This is a genomic window from Pseudomonas sp. JS425, from assembly GCF_018223845.1.
GTDB lineage: Bacteria > Pseudomonadota > Gammaproteobacteria > Pseudomonadales > Pseudomonadaceae > Aquipseudomonas > Aquipseudomonas asiatica.
Genome location: NZ_CP073661.1, coordinates 2205614 through 2220204 on the forward strand (window position 1 = coordinate 2205614; position 14591 = coordinate 2220204).

At 62.8% G+C, this 14591-nt stretch carries 14 protein-coding genes; 10 read left to right on the forward strand and 4 right to left on the reverse strand.

Translation table 11 applies throughout. The features are described 5' to 3' along the window. Positions 1-79 precede the first annotated feature (79 nt). The 3 genes from lon to KDB76_RS10150 all read left to right on the forward strand — a co-directional run bounded on the left by lon (position 80) and on the right by KDB76_RS10150 (position 4956). Positions 80-2476: an endopeptidase La gene (gene lon / locus KDB76_RS10140; protein ID WP_013971883.1), complete on the forward strand. Its 2397-nt coding sequence runs from the start codon at positions 80-82 to the stop codon at positions 2474-2476. Between the two features lie 152 nt (positions 2477-2628). Continuing rightward, positions 2629-2901: an HU family DNA-binding protein gene (locus tag KDB76_RS10145; RefSeq protein ID WP_003259401.1), complete on the forward strand. Its 273-nt coding sequence runs from the start codon at positions 2629-2631 to the stop codon at positions 2899-2901. Positions 2902-3084: 183 nt separating this feature from the next. Beyond that, the gene (locus tag KDB76_RS10150) at positions 3085-4956 is read left to right on the forward strand and encodes a SurA N-terminal domain-containing protein (protein WP_013971884.1); all 1872 of its coding nucleotides are present in this window, start codon (positions 3085-3087) and stop codon (positions 4954-4956) included. A 177-nt stretch (positions 4957-5133) separates the two neighbouring features. Here the strand turns inward: KDB76_RS10150 and KDB76_RS10155 are convergent, their stop codons facing one another. Then, entirely contained in the window at positions 5134-6174 is a 1041-nt protein-coding gene (locus KDB76_RS10155; RefSeq protein ID WP_024086621.1) for a patatin-like phospholipase family protein, read from the reverse strand. 178 nt (positions 6175-6352) lie between these two features. On the opposite strand from KDB76_RS10155, the gene KDB76_RS10160 reads away from it, so the two are divergent. From KDB76_RS10160 to KDB76_RS10170, 3 genes are all read left to right on the forward strand, one after another. Further along, positions 6353-6631, forward strand: a complete 279-nt coding sequence (locus tag KDB76_RS10160) for a hypothetical protein (protein ID WP_003259403.1) — start codon at positions 6353-6355, stop codon at positions 6629-6631. Positions 6632-6648: 17 nt separating this feature from the next. Continuing rightward, entirely contained in the window at positions 6649-7428 is a 780-nt protein-coding gene (locus tag KDB76_RS10165; protein WP_023661056.1) for a CHAD domain-containing protein, read from the forward strand. 77 nt (positions 7429-7505) lie between these two features. Beyond that, positions 7506-8303, forward strand: a complete 798-nt coding sequence (locus KDB76_RS10170) for a thioesterase family protein (RefSeq protein WP_038409212.1) — start codon at positions 7506-7508, stop codon at positions 8301-8303. A gap of 136 nt (positions 8304-8439) precedes the next feature. Here the strand turns inward: KDB76_RS10170 and KDB76_RS10175 are convergent, their stop codons facing one another. From KDB76_RS10175 to KDB76_RS10185, 3 genes are all read right to left on the reverse strand, one after another. After that, complete coding sequence (locus KDB76_RS10175) at positions 8440-8808, reverse strand: Mpo1-like protein (RefSeq protein WP_038409214.1); 369 nt, start codon at positions 8806-8808, stop codon at positions 8440-8442. 75 nt (positions 8809-8883) lie between these two features. Then, positions 8884-10362 carry a methyl-accepting chemotaxis protein gene (locus tag KDB76_RS10180; protein ID WP_038409216.1) on the reverse strand — a complete coding sequence of 493 codons (1479 nt, stop codon included), beginning with the start codon at positions 10360-10362 and terminating at the stop codon, positions 8884-8886. A 256-nt stretch (positions 10363-10618) separates the two neighbouring features. Continuing rightward, on the reverse strand, positions 10619-11416 hold the full coding sequence (locus KDB76_RS10185; protein WP_038409218.1) for a TatD family hydrolase: 798 nt from the start codon (positions 11414-11416) through the stop codon (positions 10619-10621). Positions 11417-11571: 155 nt separating this feature from the next. On the opposite strand from KDB76_RS10185, the gene KDB76_RS10190 reads away from it, so the two are divergent. The 4 genes from KDB76_RS10190 to greB all read left to right on the forward strand — a co-directional run bounded on the left by KDB76_RS10190 (position 11572) and on the right by greB (position 14546). Further along, positions 11572-12978: a transglycosylase SLT domain-containing protein gene (locus KDB76_RS10190; protein ID WP_038409219.1), complete on the forward strand. Its 1407-nt coding sequence runs from the start codon at positions 11572-11574 to the stop codon at positions 12976-12978. Between the two features lie 137 nt (positions 12979-13115). Beyond that, a complete protein-coding gene (locus tag KDB76_RS10195) occupies positions 13116-13529 on the forward strand; it encodes a DoxX family protein (RefSeq protein WP_031324761.1) in 414 nt (137 codons plus the stop codon). A 223-nt stretch (positions 13530-13752) separates the two neighbouring features. Continuing rightward, entirely contained in the window at positions 13753-14061 is a 309-nt protein-coding gene (locus KDB76_RS10200) for a hypothetical protein (RefSeq protein WP_023661930.1), read from the forward strand. Between the two features lie 11 nt (positions 14062-14072). Continuing rightward, entirely contained in the window at positions 14073-14546 is a 474-nt protein-coding gene (gene greB, locus KDB76_RS10205) for a transcription elongation factor GreB (protein ID WP_013971895.1), read from the forward strand. Positions 14547-14591: the final 45 nt, after the last annotated feature.

The window sequence follows — 14591 nt, forward strand, 5'->3', positions numbered from 1 at the left end:
TCCCAAGCCTGCCCCCACATTAGGTCCAAGCATCATTTCCACCGGTTTCCGGCCATAAGGCCGCTGTAGAGGCGAAATCATGAAGACCACCCTCGACTTGCCTCTTTTGCCATTGCGCGATGTCGTTGTTTACCCGCACATGGTCATCCCGCTGTTCGTGGGGCGCGAAAAATCCATTGAAGCCCTTGAGGCGGCGATGACGGGCGAAAAGCAGATTCTTCTGCTGGCCCAGAAAAACCCGGCCGACGATGACCCGGGCGAGGATGCACTGTACCGCGTAGGTACCGTTGCCACCGTGCTGCAATTGCTGAAACTGCCCGATGGCACCGTCAAGGTGCTGGTCGAGGGCGAGCAGCGCGGTGCTGTGGAGCGTTTCAGTGAAGTGGAAGGGCACATCCGTGCCGAAGTTTCCCTGATCGACGAAGCCGACGCCGCCGAGCGCGAGTCGGAAGTGTTCGTGCGCACGCTGCTGTCGCAGTTCGAGCAATACGTGCAACTGGGCAAGAAAGTTCCAGCCGAAGTGCTGTCGTCGCTGAACAGCATCGAAGAGCCAGGGCGCCTGGTCGACACCATGGCCGCGCACATGGCCCTGAAGATCGAGCAGAAACAGGAAATTCTCGAAATCGTCGACCTGCCGACCCGTGTCGAGCACGTACTGGCGCTGCTGGATGCCGAAATCGACCTGCTGCAGGTCGAAAAGCGCATTCGCGGTCGGGTCAAGAAGCAGATGGAGCGCAGCCAGCGCGAGTACTACCTGAATGAGCAGATGAAGGCCATTCAGAAGGAGCTCGGTGATGGCGACGAAGGCCACAACGAAGTCGAAGAGCTGAAAAAGCGCATCGAAGCCGCTGGCCTGCCCAAGGATGCACTGGCCAAGGCCCAGGCCGAGCTGAACAAGCTCAAGCAGATGTCGCCGATGTCGGCCGAGGCCACTGTGGTCCGTTCCTATCTCGACTGGCTGGTGCAGGTGCCGTGGAAGGCCCAGAGCAAGGTGCGTCTGGACCTGGCCAAGGCCGAGGAAATCCTCGATGCCGACCACTACGGCCTGGAAGAGGTCAAGGAACGCATCCTCGAGTACCTTGCCGTGCAAAAGCGCGTCAAGAAGATCCGCGGGCCGGTACTGTGCCTGGTCGGCCCACCCGGCGTCGGCAAGACCTCGCTGGCCGAGTCGATCGCCGCTGCCACCAACCGCAAGTTCGTACGCATGGCCCTGGGTGGTGTGCGTGACGAGGCCGAGATCCGTGGTCACCGCCGGACCTACATCGGTTCCATGCCTGGCCGCCTGATCCAGAAGATGACCAAGGTGGGGGTGCGCAACCCGCTGTTCCTGCTGGACGAAATCGACAAGATGGGCAGCGACATGCGTGGCGACCCGGCCTCGGCACTGCTCGAAGTGCTCGATCCGGAGCAGAACCACAACTTCAACGACCACTACCTGGAGGTCGATTACGACCTCTCGGACGTGATGTTCCTGTGCACCTCGAACTCGATGAACATCCCGCCGGCGCTGCTCGACCGGATGGAAGTCATCCGCCTGCCGGGCTACACCGAGGACGAGAAGATCAACATCGCGGTCAAGTACCTGGTGCCCAAGCAGGTCAAGGCCAACGGCTTGAAGAAGGACGAGCTGGAAGTCGATGTCTCGGCGATCCGCGACATCATCCGCTTCTATACCCGCGAAGCCGGTGTGCGCGGCCTGGAACGGCAAATCGCCAAAGTCTGCCGCAAGGTGGTCAAGGAACATACCGGGCAGAAGCAGGTCAAGGTCAAGGTAGCCAGCGAGCAGCTGGAGCACCTGCTGGGCGTGCGCAAGTTCCGCTACGGCCTGGCCGAGCAGCAGGACCAGATCGGCCAGGTTACCGGCCTGGCCTGGACCCAGGTGGGCGGCGAACTGCTGACCATCGAAGCCGTGGTCATTCCCGGCAAGGGCCAGCTGATCAAGACCGGCTCGCTGGGCGACGTCATGGTCGAGTCGATCACCGCCGCGCAGACCGTGGTGCGCAGCCGTGCCCGCAGCCTGGGTATCGCCGCCGACTTCCACGAGAAGCACGACGTGCATATCCACATGCCTGAAGGCGCCACGCCGAAGGATGGCCCAAGTGCTGGTATCGGCATGTGCACCGCGCTGGTGTCGGCGCTGACGCAGATTCCGGTACGTGCCGATGTGGCCATGACCGGTGAAATCACCCTGCGTGGCCAGGTGCTGGCCATTGGCGGGTTGAAGGAAAAATTGCTGGCGGCACACCGTGGCGGGATCAAGACGGTGATCATTCCCGAGGAGAATGTTCGCGATCTGAAGGAGATTCCGGAAAATATCAAACAGGATCTGCAGATCAAACCAGTCAAATGGATTGACGAAGTCCTGCAAATTGCGCTGCAATACGCCCCGGAGCCCTTGCCAGATGTGGCTCCGGAGATTGTCGCGAAAGATGAAAAGCGCGACGGCGATGCCAAGGAAAGAATTAGCACGCACTAGTAGTTTTTGGCTGGGGGGCTTTCCTTGACAGTTTTTTCGGGGCCTTGCTATAAAGCGGCACGCTATTGTCATCAGGCCACCCAGCGCAGGTTTCATAAGCTTTTCATTACATACTTAGAAACAAACTCAATAGAGAAATAAGGGGACTTAGAGTGAACAAGTCGGAACTGATTGACGCTATCGCCGCATCTGCTGACATCCCGAAAGCTGTAGCCGGCCGTGCGCTGGACGCAGTCATCGAATCCGTCACCGGCGCCCTGAAGCAAGGTGACGATGTGGTACTGGTTGGCTTCGGTACCTTCTCGGTCAAGGAGCGTGCAGAGCGCACCGGCCGCAACCCGCAAACCGGTAACGCGATCAAGATCGCTGCCGCCAAGGTTCCAGGCTTCAAGGCTGGCAAAGGCCTGAAAGACGCCGTCAACTAAGTCGTCTCTTTCAGCCGGACCCGGCTTGGCCAGGTCCGAGCACGGTGATGGCGGGGCGCAAACGTTCCCGCCTGACACGTTTGCTAAGAAAAGGCGCATCCTCGGATGCGCCTTTCTTTTATCAGGTTTCTACCCACGCTCCGCGGTTGTCGACGCAGTGGTACAACCGTTTCTGGGGGACGCATGCTGCAAAATATCAGGGACAATTCACAAGGTTGGATTGCCAAGACCATCATCGGCCTTATCGTCGTGTTGATGGCGTTGACCGGTTTCGAAGCCATTTTCCAGGCCGCCACCCATAGCCAGGACGCCGCCAAGGTGAACGGCCAGACCATCAGCCAGAACGAGCTGAGCCAGGCGGCCGACATGCAGCGCCGTCAGCTGATGCAACAGTTGGGCAAGGATTTCGACCCGGCGCTGCTGGATGACAAATTGCTGCGCGAAGAGGCACTGAAGGGGCTGATCAGCCGCAAGCTGCTGCTGCAAGGCGCCGAAGATGCCAAATTCGCCTTCTCCGAGGCCGCACTGGATCAGGTGATCCTGCAGACGCCGGAGTTTCAGGTGGACGGCAAATTCAGTGCCGACCGTTTCGACCAGGTCATTCGCCAGATGGGCTATGGCCGCATGCAGTTCCGCGACATGCTCGCCGAGGAAATGCTCATCGGCCAACTGCGCACCGGCTTGGCCGGCAGCAGCTTCGTGACCGACCAGCAGGTCGATGCCTTTGCCCGCCTCGAGAAGCAGACCCGTGACTTCGCTTCCCTGACCTTCAAGGCCGACCCGGCCGCGGTCAAGGTCAGCGATGAAGAGGTCAAGGCGCACTACGACCAGCACGCCAAGGAGTTCATGTCGCCAGACCAGGTGGTGATCGACTACATCGAGCTGAAGAAGTCGGCGTTCTTCGATCAGGTCAAGGTGACCGACGAAGAGCTCAAGGCCCAGTACGAGAAGGAAATCGCCAACCTCGCCGAGCAGCGTCATGCCGCGCACATCCTCATCGAGGTCAACGACAAGGTCACCGACGCCCAGGCCAAGGCCCGCGCCGAAGAGATCGAGCAACGCCTGGCCAAGGGCGAAGACTTTGCCGCGCTGGCCAAGGAGTTCTCCCAGGACCCGGGTTCGGCCAATAGCGGCGGTGACCTTGGCTTCGCCGGCCCGGGTGTTTACGACCCGGCGTTCGAGGATGCGCTGTACAAGCTGCAGGACGGCCAGGTCTCGGCGCCGGTTCGCACCGAGTTCGGCTACCACCTGATCAAGCTGCTGGGCGTGCAGGCGCCGGAAGTGCCGAGCTTCGCCAGCCTGAAGGACAAGCTGACCCGTGACCTGAAGATCCCTCTGGTCGAGCAGCGTTACGTAGATGCCAGCAAGCAGCTGCAGGATGCTGCCTACGAGGCTTCGGACCTGGCCCAGCCGGCCCAGGACCTGAACCTGAAGGTGCAAACCTCCGCAGCCTTCGGCCGCGAGGGTGGCGAAGGCATCACTGCCAACCGTTCGGTAGTGCAGGCCGCATTCTCCGAAGAAGTGCTGGAGGAGGGTGCCAACAGCACCGCCATCGAGCTCGACCCGGAAACCACCGTGGTGCTGCGCGTCAAGGAGCACCGCAAGCCTGAGCAGCTGCCGCTGGAAGCCGTGGCCAAGAACATCAGCGAGCACCTGGCCAAGGAGAAGGCAACTGCCGAGCTCAAGGCCAAGGCGGACAAGCTGATTGCCGGCCTGCGTGACGGTTCCATCGCAGCGGGCAGTGTGCACGAAGGGCAGGGCTGGAAGGCCTATGAAGCAGTTACCCGCGGCGAGGACGGTATCGACCCGGCCGAGCTGCAGGCGCTGTTCCGCCTGGGCAAGCCACAGGCCAAGGACAAGCCGGTTTATGGCAGCGTCGTGCTGCGTGACGGTAGCCTGGTGGTACTGCAGCTCAAGGGTGTCAACGAAGGCGCTGCTGCCACCGATGAAGAGAAGCAGCAGATCCGCCGCTACCTCGCGTCGCGTGCTGGCCAGCAGGACTTCGCGGCATACCGCAAGCAGCTGGAAGCCAAGGCGGATATCACCCGTTACTAAGGTGATGGATGCATGAAAGAACAGGCCGCCCAGTGCGGCCTGTTTCGTTTCTGTTGTCTGTGCCGGCCTCTTCGCGGGTAAACCCGCTCCCACAGGTCCAACACAGGTTTCAAGTACTGTGGTGAACCTGTGGGAGCGGGTTTACCCGCGAAGAGGCCGGCACCAGCAGCGCAAGGTCTAGCGTTTCACCCCTTCATGGATATCCAGCGTATCCCGCGCAATCTCCCGCCCCAGGGCAATCAGCTCCGGCGCCTTGTAGAACTCGAAAAAACGGCACACTCGTTTGGGCACGTTGATCAGCACATCCGGTGGATAGCCTGCGATCTTGTACTGTGCCAACGAGGTCTGCATGACCTCGAAGCTCTGGTTGATCAAGTCCAGCAGCGAAGCGGGCCCCACGTTGTCGATGATGAACGAGCCGGTCGCAGACTTTGGCGCACCCTCGCGCTCCGGTGCCGCCGCCGGTTGCTGGCCTTCCGGGTTGGCGGCATCGGCCAGCCACGGGTTAGGCGGCGCCAGCCCTTCGGCGACGATTTCCTGCTCGATACGTATCAGCTCCTCCGCCGGCTTGCGCCGGAACGGCAAGCGCGAACCCAGCGAACTGAGTAGCGCATCGAAGCGCATCTTGAACGCCGCTGGGCGTTCGATCACCGGTAGCTGGTACTGCTTCTGGTTGGTGGCATTGAGGTTGACCGCGATGATCAGGTCGCAGTGGCTGGACACCACCGGCACGATCGGCAGCGGGTTGAGGATGCCGCCGTCGACCAGCATGCGGTTGCCTTGCATCACCGGGGTGAACAGGCTGGGGATGGCTGCCGAGGCGCGCATGGCCTGGTGCAGGCAGCCCTCCTGGAACCAGATTTCCTGCTGGTTGGTGAGGTCGGCTGCAACCGCCGTGTAAGGGATGCGCAATTGCTCGATGTTGATCTCGCCGACGATCTTGCGGATTTGCCCGAACACCTTGTCGCCGCGAATTGCGCCGAGGCGAAAGCTGACATCGACCAGGCGCAACACATCCAGGTAGTCGAGGCTCTCGATCCAGTTGCGGTAGTCTTCCAGCTTGCCCGCGGCGTAGATGCCGCCGATTACCGCACCCATCGAGCAGCCGGCGATACAGGCAATGTCGTAGCCGCGGCGCTCGATTTCCTCGATCACGCCGATGTGTGCATACCCCCGGGCTCCACCCGATCCCAGTACCAGTGCCACGCGTTTGCTCATGAACATTCCCCGGCCAGTGCAACCATGGTCCTACAATGCACCCATCGCCACCTGTGCTTCAATGTGCATCGTGCTGAGCTACTGTAATAAAACTGGCTGGGCCAAGCTGGCTGGGCAGGGCACTTTTCAGCTGCCGGGGCGTCGAACAGCCAATGTTTTTTCCATTGAGGTATTACCGATGAAAGCCTGGATCTGCCTTCCACTGATCGCCTTGGCCCTTGCTGGCTGCGCGGGCAAGACGGCCTACCGCGAGAGTTGCGCAACCCAACTGGATGCCGCCTGGAAGGAGCTGGACCTGGCCAAGGCCGAAGGCTTTGCCGGTGCCGTGAGCTACTCCAAGGCCTTGTCGCTGCTGACCGGTGCCAAGACCCAACAGCAGTTCGAAGGTTACGAAAGTTGTACCAGAAAAGCCGAAAAGGCCCGTTTCTACATTCGTGAGTCTCGCGCCGGGCGCTGACCAAGGAGCGTCTTTCAATGTCTGCCATGCTCGATCATGTGGTTGCCCAGATAGTGGCCTTGCAGGTGCGCCTGCTGGCCTGCCGCGAGCGCCTGGCTGCCGATACCGACAGCGAGGCCTTGCATGACCTGCGCACCACCCTGCGGCGCCTGCGCAGCCTGCTGCGGCCGCTGCGAGGGCTGCCGGGGGTGGAGCAGCTGGAGGAGGCCGCCACGTCGTTGGGTACCCTCACCACGCCGTTGCGCGACCGTGAGGTGCTGGCGGCCGAACTGATTGGGCATGGTTTTGCCGAGGCCGGGCAGCGGCGCCTGGAAGGGCGTGCCAGGACATTCGCCAGTGTTGCCGCCAGCCCCGAGCTGACGCGGGTGCTGGCGATTGTCGACGCGTTTCCGCTGTTCATGCGTGCAGCCGGTCGCGAGGGCCTGGTCAAGGCGCTGGAAAAGCGCATCGACAAACGCCTGGGCAAGCAGTGGCGCAAGTTGTACCAGGCACTGCAGGACCCGGCCCACGACCGCCACCGCCTGCGTTTGCTGATCAAGCGTGCGCGCTATGGCGATGAGGCCTATCCGCAGCTCGACCATGCGGGCAAGCAGTTGCGGCGCTTGCTGAAGCAGGCCCAGGGCGATTTGGGTGACTGGCATGATCGCCTGCAATGGCTGCTGCAGGCGCGCGAGCATGCCGACCTGGCGCCGTGCAGGGTCGCCTGGGAGCAGGAATTGCATGAGGCCGAGCGCCATTCGGATGCGACGCTGGATGCACTGCAGCAGGCGTTGGCGCGGCGAAAGCCCGAAAAATGACCGAAATGCGGGCTGATCGGCATGGGTTTGCTGGCTAGGATGGGCAGACCTTGTTCGCAGCAGGCAGGAGCCGGCCAATGAATTTCAACCAACTGCTCGACGCCGTGCGGGCCAACCCCGAAGCTGTATGTGTCCCGCCAAGCTGGGCCCAGGGGCGCGCCGCCTTTGGCGGGCTGATGGCGGCCATGGTGTATGAAGCCATGCGCCAGAAAATCTCCGATGACCGCCCCGTGCGTTCTTTGGCCATCAGCTTTGTGGCGCCAGCCGCGGCAGATGTGCCAATCCGCTTCGATGTAGAGGTGCTGCGTGAAGGCAAGGCTGTCAGCACCTTGCTGGGCCGTGCCGTTCAAGACGGCCAGGTAGTGACGCTCGTGCAGGGCAATTTCGGTGCAGGGCGGCCGTCGGTGGTCGATGTACCAGCCTTGCCGGCCGAGGAAATGAAAGCGCTCGACGATGCAGCTCCCGAGCTACCCCATATCAAAGGCGTTACTCCTGAGTTCATGCAGCATGTGGCCTTGCGCTGGGCGGTGGGTGGATTGCCGTTCAGTGGCAATCAGTCGCGGCAAATGGGCGGCTGGGTGCGTTTGCGCGGGGTGGCCGAAGAACCGGTCAACGAGGCGCACCTGCTGGCGCTGGTCGATGCCTGGCCACCGAGCCTGATGCCGTTTCTCAAGAAGCCGGCTGCCGGCAGCACGTTGACCTGGACCATCGAATTCATGCAGCCCAGGGCGCAGCTGTCGACCCTGGACTGGTGCCATTATTGCGTGGAAACCGAGCATGCGCGGGATGGTTACGGGCACGCGGCCGCTGCGTTGAGGACGGCGCAGGGCGAGTTGCTGGCCTTGAGCCGGCAGACGGTTACCGTGTTTGCCTGACCGAGCCTGGGAGCGCGTTGCGCTCCGATCGCGACACAGGGCCGCTCCCACAGGATCGCGTAAATTTCAGGACATGTGCGGTTCTTGTGCGAGCGGCCTTGCGTCGCGATTGGGCTGCAGAGCAGCCCCAATGGCATCAGCGACGATGCTTGTGTCGTTCCCGCCAGGCCTTCCACCAGGCCCCGCTCAGCAAGAAGCGCGGAAAGGTGATGAACTGCTCGGTCAGCAGGCGTTGCACGGCATCCTTGCGGTTGGCGAAGGGTTCGGGTTGCTCTGCTTCCAGTCGATGGCCCTGGCGCTGCAGGCCCAGGCCGGCGATCAGCGCAATGATGCCAACGGCAATCTGGCCCAGATCCAGGCCGAACAGGCCGGACAGAATCAGCAACGCGCCAAGGATGAACAACGGCACGGCGATCAGGTGCAACACCAGGTTGGTCGGGTGGCGGTGGTTGTGGTGGTAGCCGCGCCATTGCCAGGCGGGCAGGTTGGGCAGGCGTTTGCTCATGGGCATTTCCTCTCGGTCATGCCCAAAGCTTAGTGCGCCCCCCAGGCGGGGGCCAATCGAGGCTGGCTATGGTGACTATAGCTTGAGCTGGCCAATGGCCTTGTTCAGTTCACCGGCCAGGGTTGCCAGTTCGCTGCTGGTGGTTGCCGAGCCCACGGTCTGTTGCACGGTCTGTTCGGTGACATCGCGGATACTCACCACGGCGCGGTTCATTTCCTCGGCCACCTGGCTTTGCTGCTCGGCTGCCACGGCAATCTGGGTGTTGCTTTCGCGCATCTGCGCCACGGCACCGGTAATTTCGGCCAGTGCCTCGCCGGCCTCCTGGGCCTGGCGGACGCAGTCGTCGGCCTTGTACGAGCTCTCCTGCATGAATTCCACTGCATCCCGGGTGCCCGACTGCAGAGCCGAAACCATGGTGGTGATCTCGTCGGTGGAGTTTTGTACGCGCTTGGCCAGGTTGCGCACTTCATCGGCCACCACGGCAAAGCCGCGGCCCAGGTCGCCGGCGCGCGCTGCTTCGATGGCGGCATTGAGCGCCAGCAGGTTGGTCTGCTCGGCGATGCTGTGGATCACACTGACCACGCCATTGATCTTCTGACTGTCTTCGGCCAGTTGACGAATCATCTCGGCAGTTTGCTGCACGCCGCTGGACAGCCCGGAGATCGAGTCCTGTACCCGGCTGACCACCTCCTGGCCGCTACCGGCCAGGGCGTCGGCTGTTTGTGACAGGTCACGGGTGGCGCCGGCATGCTGGGCGATGTGGTGCACCGTTGCCGACATTTCGTTGATGGCGGTAGCGGCCTGGTCGGTCTCGCTCTGCTGGCCGAGCATGCCGTGGCGCACGTCGCTCATGCTCGCGGCCAGGCGCGCGGCACCGGAGTCCAGTTGCGCAGCGGTGTGGGCGACAGTACTGACCACGCGGTGGTAGGTCGCCTGCATGGCATTGAAGGCCCCGGCCATCTGGCCGACCTCGTCACCACAGGCCAACGGTACGCGGGCCGACAGGTCGCCGGTCTTTTCCACGTGCAGCATCACATCCTTGAGGGTGTTGAGCTGGCTGAGCAGGAAGCGGATCAGCAACTGCGAGGCGCCGAGCATGGCCAGCATCAGGATCAGTACGCATACCGCGTAGTTGCTGAATCGGTCGAAGAACACCTGGCGCAGGCTTGGCGAATGGGCCAGCACGGCCATCTGCTGATCACCGTTGCGCAGTACCTGCGCGCCCTGTAGCGGGTTGTTGCCCAAGAGCCGGGCGGCAGGCAGTTCGACCCAGCCTTGGGCATTGCGCAGGGCCTCCAGGGGTTCGCCCGCGAAGGTGGGCGTTTGCCCGGGCGACCAGCTTATGACATTGGCCGGGCGGGGTAGCGGCTGGCCGGCCGGCCAGGCAGCAAGCAGTTGCGCCTGCGCGGCCGCCTGGGCCTGCGCGGCCTCGGCGCGGGCGCGCTGCTCCAGGTGCACGGCATAGAGCACCAGCAGCAAGGTCGTGACAAAGGCCACCGCGTTGACGGCCCAGAACTTGTACTTCAGGGAAACATTGCTAAGCCAGGCACCCATGGGCAGGTCTTCTCTGAGTTGAGCGGGAACAATATTGGCAAGGTGCCATCATTGTGCCTGCACAAGCCAGGGCCTTTCTTGATGTGTATCAAGAAAATTCCGCCGCAAGTTCTGCCGCGCTTTTGTAGGAGCGGCCTTGTGTCGCGATAGGGGTGCGAAGCGCCCCCAGGTTTTCAGCTTCAGCGGATAGATTGCCGGGGCCGCGTTGCGGCCCTTTCGCGACACAAGGCCGCTCCTACAGGAGAACGCGTCGGGTTCAGGGGAGTTGGAAAAATGCTCGCGCCGTTGCCGTGGTATGCGCCGCCGTATGTTCGGCTGACTCACCCCGGTGCAGTGCCACTTCACGCAATACCTCTGGCAGGAACGCCGGCTCGTTGCGCCCGTTCTTCGGCTTGGGCCGCAGGCTGCGCGGCAGCAGGTAAGGCGCATCGCTCTCCAGCATCAGCCGCCCCTCGGCAATGTTGCCCACCAGCGGGTGCAGGTGGGTGCCACGGCGTTCGTCGCAGATCCAGCCGGTAATGCCGATGTGCAGGTCCATGTCCAGGTAGGCGAACAGCGCGTCGCGCTCGCCGGTAAAACAGTGCACTACTGCGCCGGCCAGGTGGTCGCGGTAATCCTTGAGGATCGCCAGCAGGCGTTCGCTGGCGTCGCGTTCGTGCAGGAACACCGGCAGACGCAGCTCGGCAGCCAGTGCCAGTTGTGCCTCCAGGGCTTTTTCCTGCAGCGGGCGAGGGGAGAAGTCGCGGTTGAAGTCCAGGCCGCATTCGCCCACGGCGCGCACGCGTGTTTCATTCAGCAACTGGCGCAACTGGCGCTCGCTGCCGGCATCCCAGGTTTTGGCATCATGAGGGTGTACGCCTGCCGTGGCGAACAGGTGCGCGCCGTTCGCATCCAGTTGCTGGCACAGTTCCAGCGCCTGTTCGCTGACCGCCAGGCTGGTGCCCGTCAGCACCATCTGCGTGACCCCGGCCTCAAGGGCGCGCTCGACGATTGCCGCCTGCTGGTCGTGGAAACTGCTGTTGGTCAGGTTGACGCCGATATCGATCAGTTGCATGGTGCTACCTCGTGCCGCGGGGCGGCCAGCATAGCAAAAACCTTGTTTTTCTGAAAAAGCCAAGAACTTCATGCTGTTGCCGTGGTCTTTTGCCGTCATTTCTCTTGGCGGCACAACCCACGGATGCCGCCCACCGACAACGGACACGTTTTCGCATGCAGCGATGCTGGCTTATTCTCCTGCTGACGCTTGGGCTGACCCTGACCGGGCCTGCCCATGCGCGCGCGCCGGGGCCGCAGCAGAACATCGCGCCTGCCAAGGTCCGTGACCTGCAACAGATTCGCACCAGCCAGGTGCTGCGGGTGCTGGTCAACCAGAGCCGCAACAGCTCCGGTGAGGTCAAGGGCGAGCCGGTCGGTATCGAATACTACCGCCTGCGTGCCCTGGAGCATTACCTCAATGCCCGCGCCGACGATGGCCAGGAGATCCAGCTAAAGCTGATCCCGCGGGCCAAGGAGCAGTTGCTGGGCGCACTGGCCCGTGGCGAGGGCGACCTGGCCGCGCCGGGCGAGCTGCTCGACCCCGCCGTGGTGCGCGGGGTCAGCATCAGCGCACCAGTGCTCGACCAGGTGCCGCTGCTGCTGGTGGGGCGCAAGGGCGAGCGCAGTTTCAGCCATGTCGAGCAGTTGTCCGGGCGTACCGTGGCCCTGACCAGCGCCAGCGCGGCCGGCCCTTTGATCCAGCAGGTCAACCAGCAGCTGGCGCTGCGCAAGCGCGCGCCGATCAAGGTGGAGTGGGTCGACTCGACCTTGGCGGTGGAGGATGTGCTGGAAATGGTCCAGGCCGGCATCTATCACCTGACCGTGGTCGAGCAGCCGATCGCCCGGCGCTGGGCCCGGGTGATGCCGCGCCTGAGGCTGGACAGCCGCGTAAAACTGGGGGCGCCGCAAGCCATGCGTTGGTATGTGGGGCGCGATGCGCCGCAGTTGCTGGCCACAGTCGATCGCTTTCTGCAGGGCTACCGGGCGCCGGACAACCAGGACGCCGCGTTCGAGCGCATCTACCGCCGCCAGTACCGGGTGCACGACCCATTGGCCAGCAAGAATCGCCAGCGCCTGACCGCGCTGCGGGGGGTGCTGCAGAAACACGGCGAGGCGCAGCAGATCGACTGGCTCAACCTGGCCGCGCTGGCCTTCAAGGAGTCGACGCTCAACCCGGCAGCGCGCGGCACCGGAGGGGCCCATGGCCTGATGCAGATCACCCCTTCGGCGGCGCAGCGCGTGGGGGTGAGCAACACCGCCTCGGTGGATGGCAATGTCCAGGCCAGCGCCCGTTACCTGGCGCTGATCCGGCGCAAGTTCTTTGCCAGCGCCAAGATCAACGAGCGCGAGCGCATGGCCTTCGTCCTGGCGGCCTACAACCTGGGGCCCGAGCGGGTCCAGGCCATGCGTGCGGAGGCGCGGCGTCGCGGGCTGAATGGCGACCAGTGGTTCTTCCAGACCGAACGCATTGCCATGGAGCAGGTGGGCATGGGGCCAGTCAACTTCGTCAACAGCGTCAACAAGTACTTTGTAGCGTTCAATCGGGAACGTGCTGCGCTGGAGCGTGTGGCTAAACGCTAACAAATCGATATTGTCGATTGTTATGTTGGGTTTTTTGCGATTTTCATATCTATCGAATCGATTATGATGGCGCCCATCCCAACACAACTTTCCCGCTTCAAGGAGTCTTCGACGAGAACAACGCTACCCTCAACGCTCTGTTCTCCACCCGCGCCGGCGCTGGCCTGAGCGTCATCCGTATCCTGGTCGGCATCATCTTCATTGCGCATGGTGCGCAGAAACTGTTCGGCATGTTCGGCGGCTATGGCCTGGAAGGCACCGGCCAGTGGATGGAGAGCATCGGCCTGGCCCCGGGTTACCTGATGGCCCTGCTGTCCGGTAGTGCCGAGTTCTTCGGCGGCCTGGCCCTGGTGATCGGCCTGCTGGCCCGCCCGGCGGCCCTGGTGCTGGCGGTGACCCTGGTGGTGGCGATCCTCTCGGTGCACATCGGCAACGGCCTGTTCATGTCCAACAACGGCTATGAGTTCGGCCTGGCCCTGCTGGCTGGCACCGTTGCGGTGCTGATCGAAGGCGCTGGCCGCTTCTCGCTGGACCGCCTGATCGCCCGCTGATACACCGCAAATGCCAAGATACAAGCCTCAGGCCGATCACTTTCGGCTTGAGGCTTGTATCTTGCCGCTTGTAGCTCTAGCATACCGTCTGCGCCGATTTAAACAGCTACTTGCGGGGCGCAGGAAAGCCCCTCTCCGGGTCATCCGAAATACCGCTAAAGCGCTGGTTCGGTGACGCCTCCCACCGCTGCCCAGCGGGATTCGCGAGGCGGAGAGAAGCTCCATGAGTTGCCCACGTACCAGTGTCTGTTTGAGCCCCTTGCCTGCCAGCCAGGCGTCCCGCACACCGCGCATCCTGCTCGGCGGCCAGCATCAACCCACTCTTTTGCGTCACCTTGAAGGCCTGTCCAGGCGCAAGGGCCAGGCGCGTGCCTTTCTGATCCAGTTCGCCGACACCGGCTGCCACCTCGCGCAGTATGGCAATGACCGTTTCGACCTGGCCGTGATCCAGGCCCCGGCGCCGGACGAGGCCGCCGATATCATCGGCCACCTCACCCGTATCGCGCGCCAAGGCCTGATTACCCGCCGCTGAGGAGCGCGCTGTTGAGTACCAATATCATCACCACGGAAGGCCATGAGGCGCTGAAGAAAGAACTGGACCACCTGTGGCGGGTGTACCGCCCCGAGATTACCCAGAAGGTTACCTGGGCGGCCTCGCTGGGCGACCGCAGCGAGAATGCCGACTACCAGTACAACAAGAAGCTGCTGCGCGAGATCGACCGTCGGGTGCGTTATCTGCGCAAGCGTCTTGAAGATGTGAAGGTGGTGGCCTACTCGCCGCAGCAGGAGGGCAAGGTGTTTTTCGGTGCCTGGGTGGAGATTGAGAACGACGAGGGCGAGACCATGAAGTTTCGCATTGTCGGGTATGACGAGATCTATGGGCGCAATGACTACATCTCGATCGACTCGCCCATGGCTCGCGCCTTGCTGAAGAAGGAGGAGGGTGATGAGGTGGTGGTGCACACGCCTACCGGTGAAGCGACCTGGTATGTAAACAGCATCAGCTACGGGCAATGAGTCGATTTTGACTGTGCCGGCCTCTTCGCGGGCTTGCCCGCTCCC

Bases quoted from the DNA above. Each gene is read 5' to 3' on its own strand.
- KDB76_RS10170 (WP_038409212.1), top strand. From the start codon at position 7,506: ATGAATTTCAACCAACTGCTCGACGCCGTGCGGGCCAACCCCGAAGCT.
- KDB76_RS10180 (WP_038409216.1), bottom strand. From the start codon at position 10,362: ATGGGTGCCTGGCTTAGCAATGTTTCCCTGAAGTACAAGTTCTGGGCC.
- KDB76_RS10160 (WP_003259403.1), top strand. From the start codon at position 6,353: ATGAAAGCCTGGATCTGCCTTCCACTGATCGCCTTGGCCCTTGCTGGC.
- KDB76_RS10165 (WP_023661056.1), top strand. From the start codon at position 6,649: ATGTCTGCCATGCTCGATCATGTGGTTGCCCAGATAGTGGCCTTGCAG.
- KDB76_RS10190 (WP_038409219.1), top strand. From the start codon at position 11,572: ATGCAGCGATGCTGGCTTATTCTCCTGCTGACGCTTGGGCTGACCCTG.
- lon (WP_013971883.1), top strand. From the start codon at position 80: ATGAAGACCACCCTCGACTTGCCTCTTTTGCCATTGCGCGATGTCGTT.
- KDB76_RS10200 (WP_023661930.1), top strand. From the start codon at position 13,753: ATGAGTTGCCCACGTACCAGTGTCTGTTTGAGCCCCTTGCCTGCCAGC.
- KDB76_RS10185 (WP_038409218.1), bottom strand. From the start codon at position 11,416: ATGCAACTGATCGATATCGGCGTCAACCTGACCAACAGCAGTTTCCAC.
- KDB76_RS10155 (WP_024086621.1), bottom strand. From the start codon at position 6,174: ATGAGCAAACGCGTGGCACTGGTACTGGGATCGGGTGGAGCCCGGGGG.
- KDB76_RS10175 (WP_038409214.1), bottom strand. From the start codon at position 8,808: ATGAGCAAACGCCTGCCCAACCTGCCCGCCTGGCAATGGCGCGGCTAC.
- KDB76_RS10150 (WP_013971884.1), top strand. From the start codon at position 3,085: ATGCTGCAAAATATCAGGGACAATTCACAAGGTTGGATTGCCAAGACC.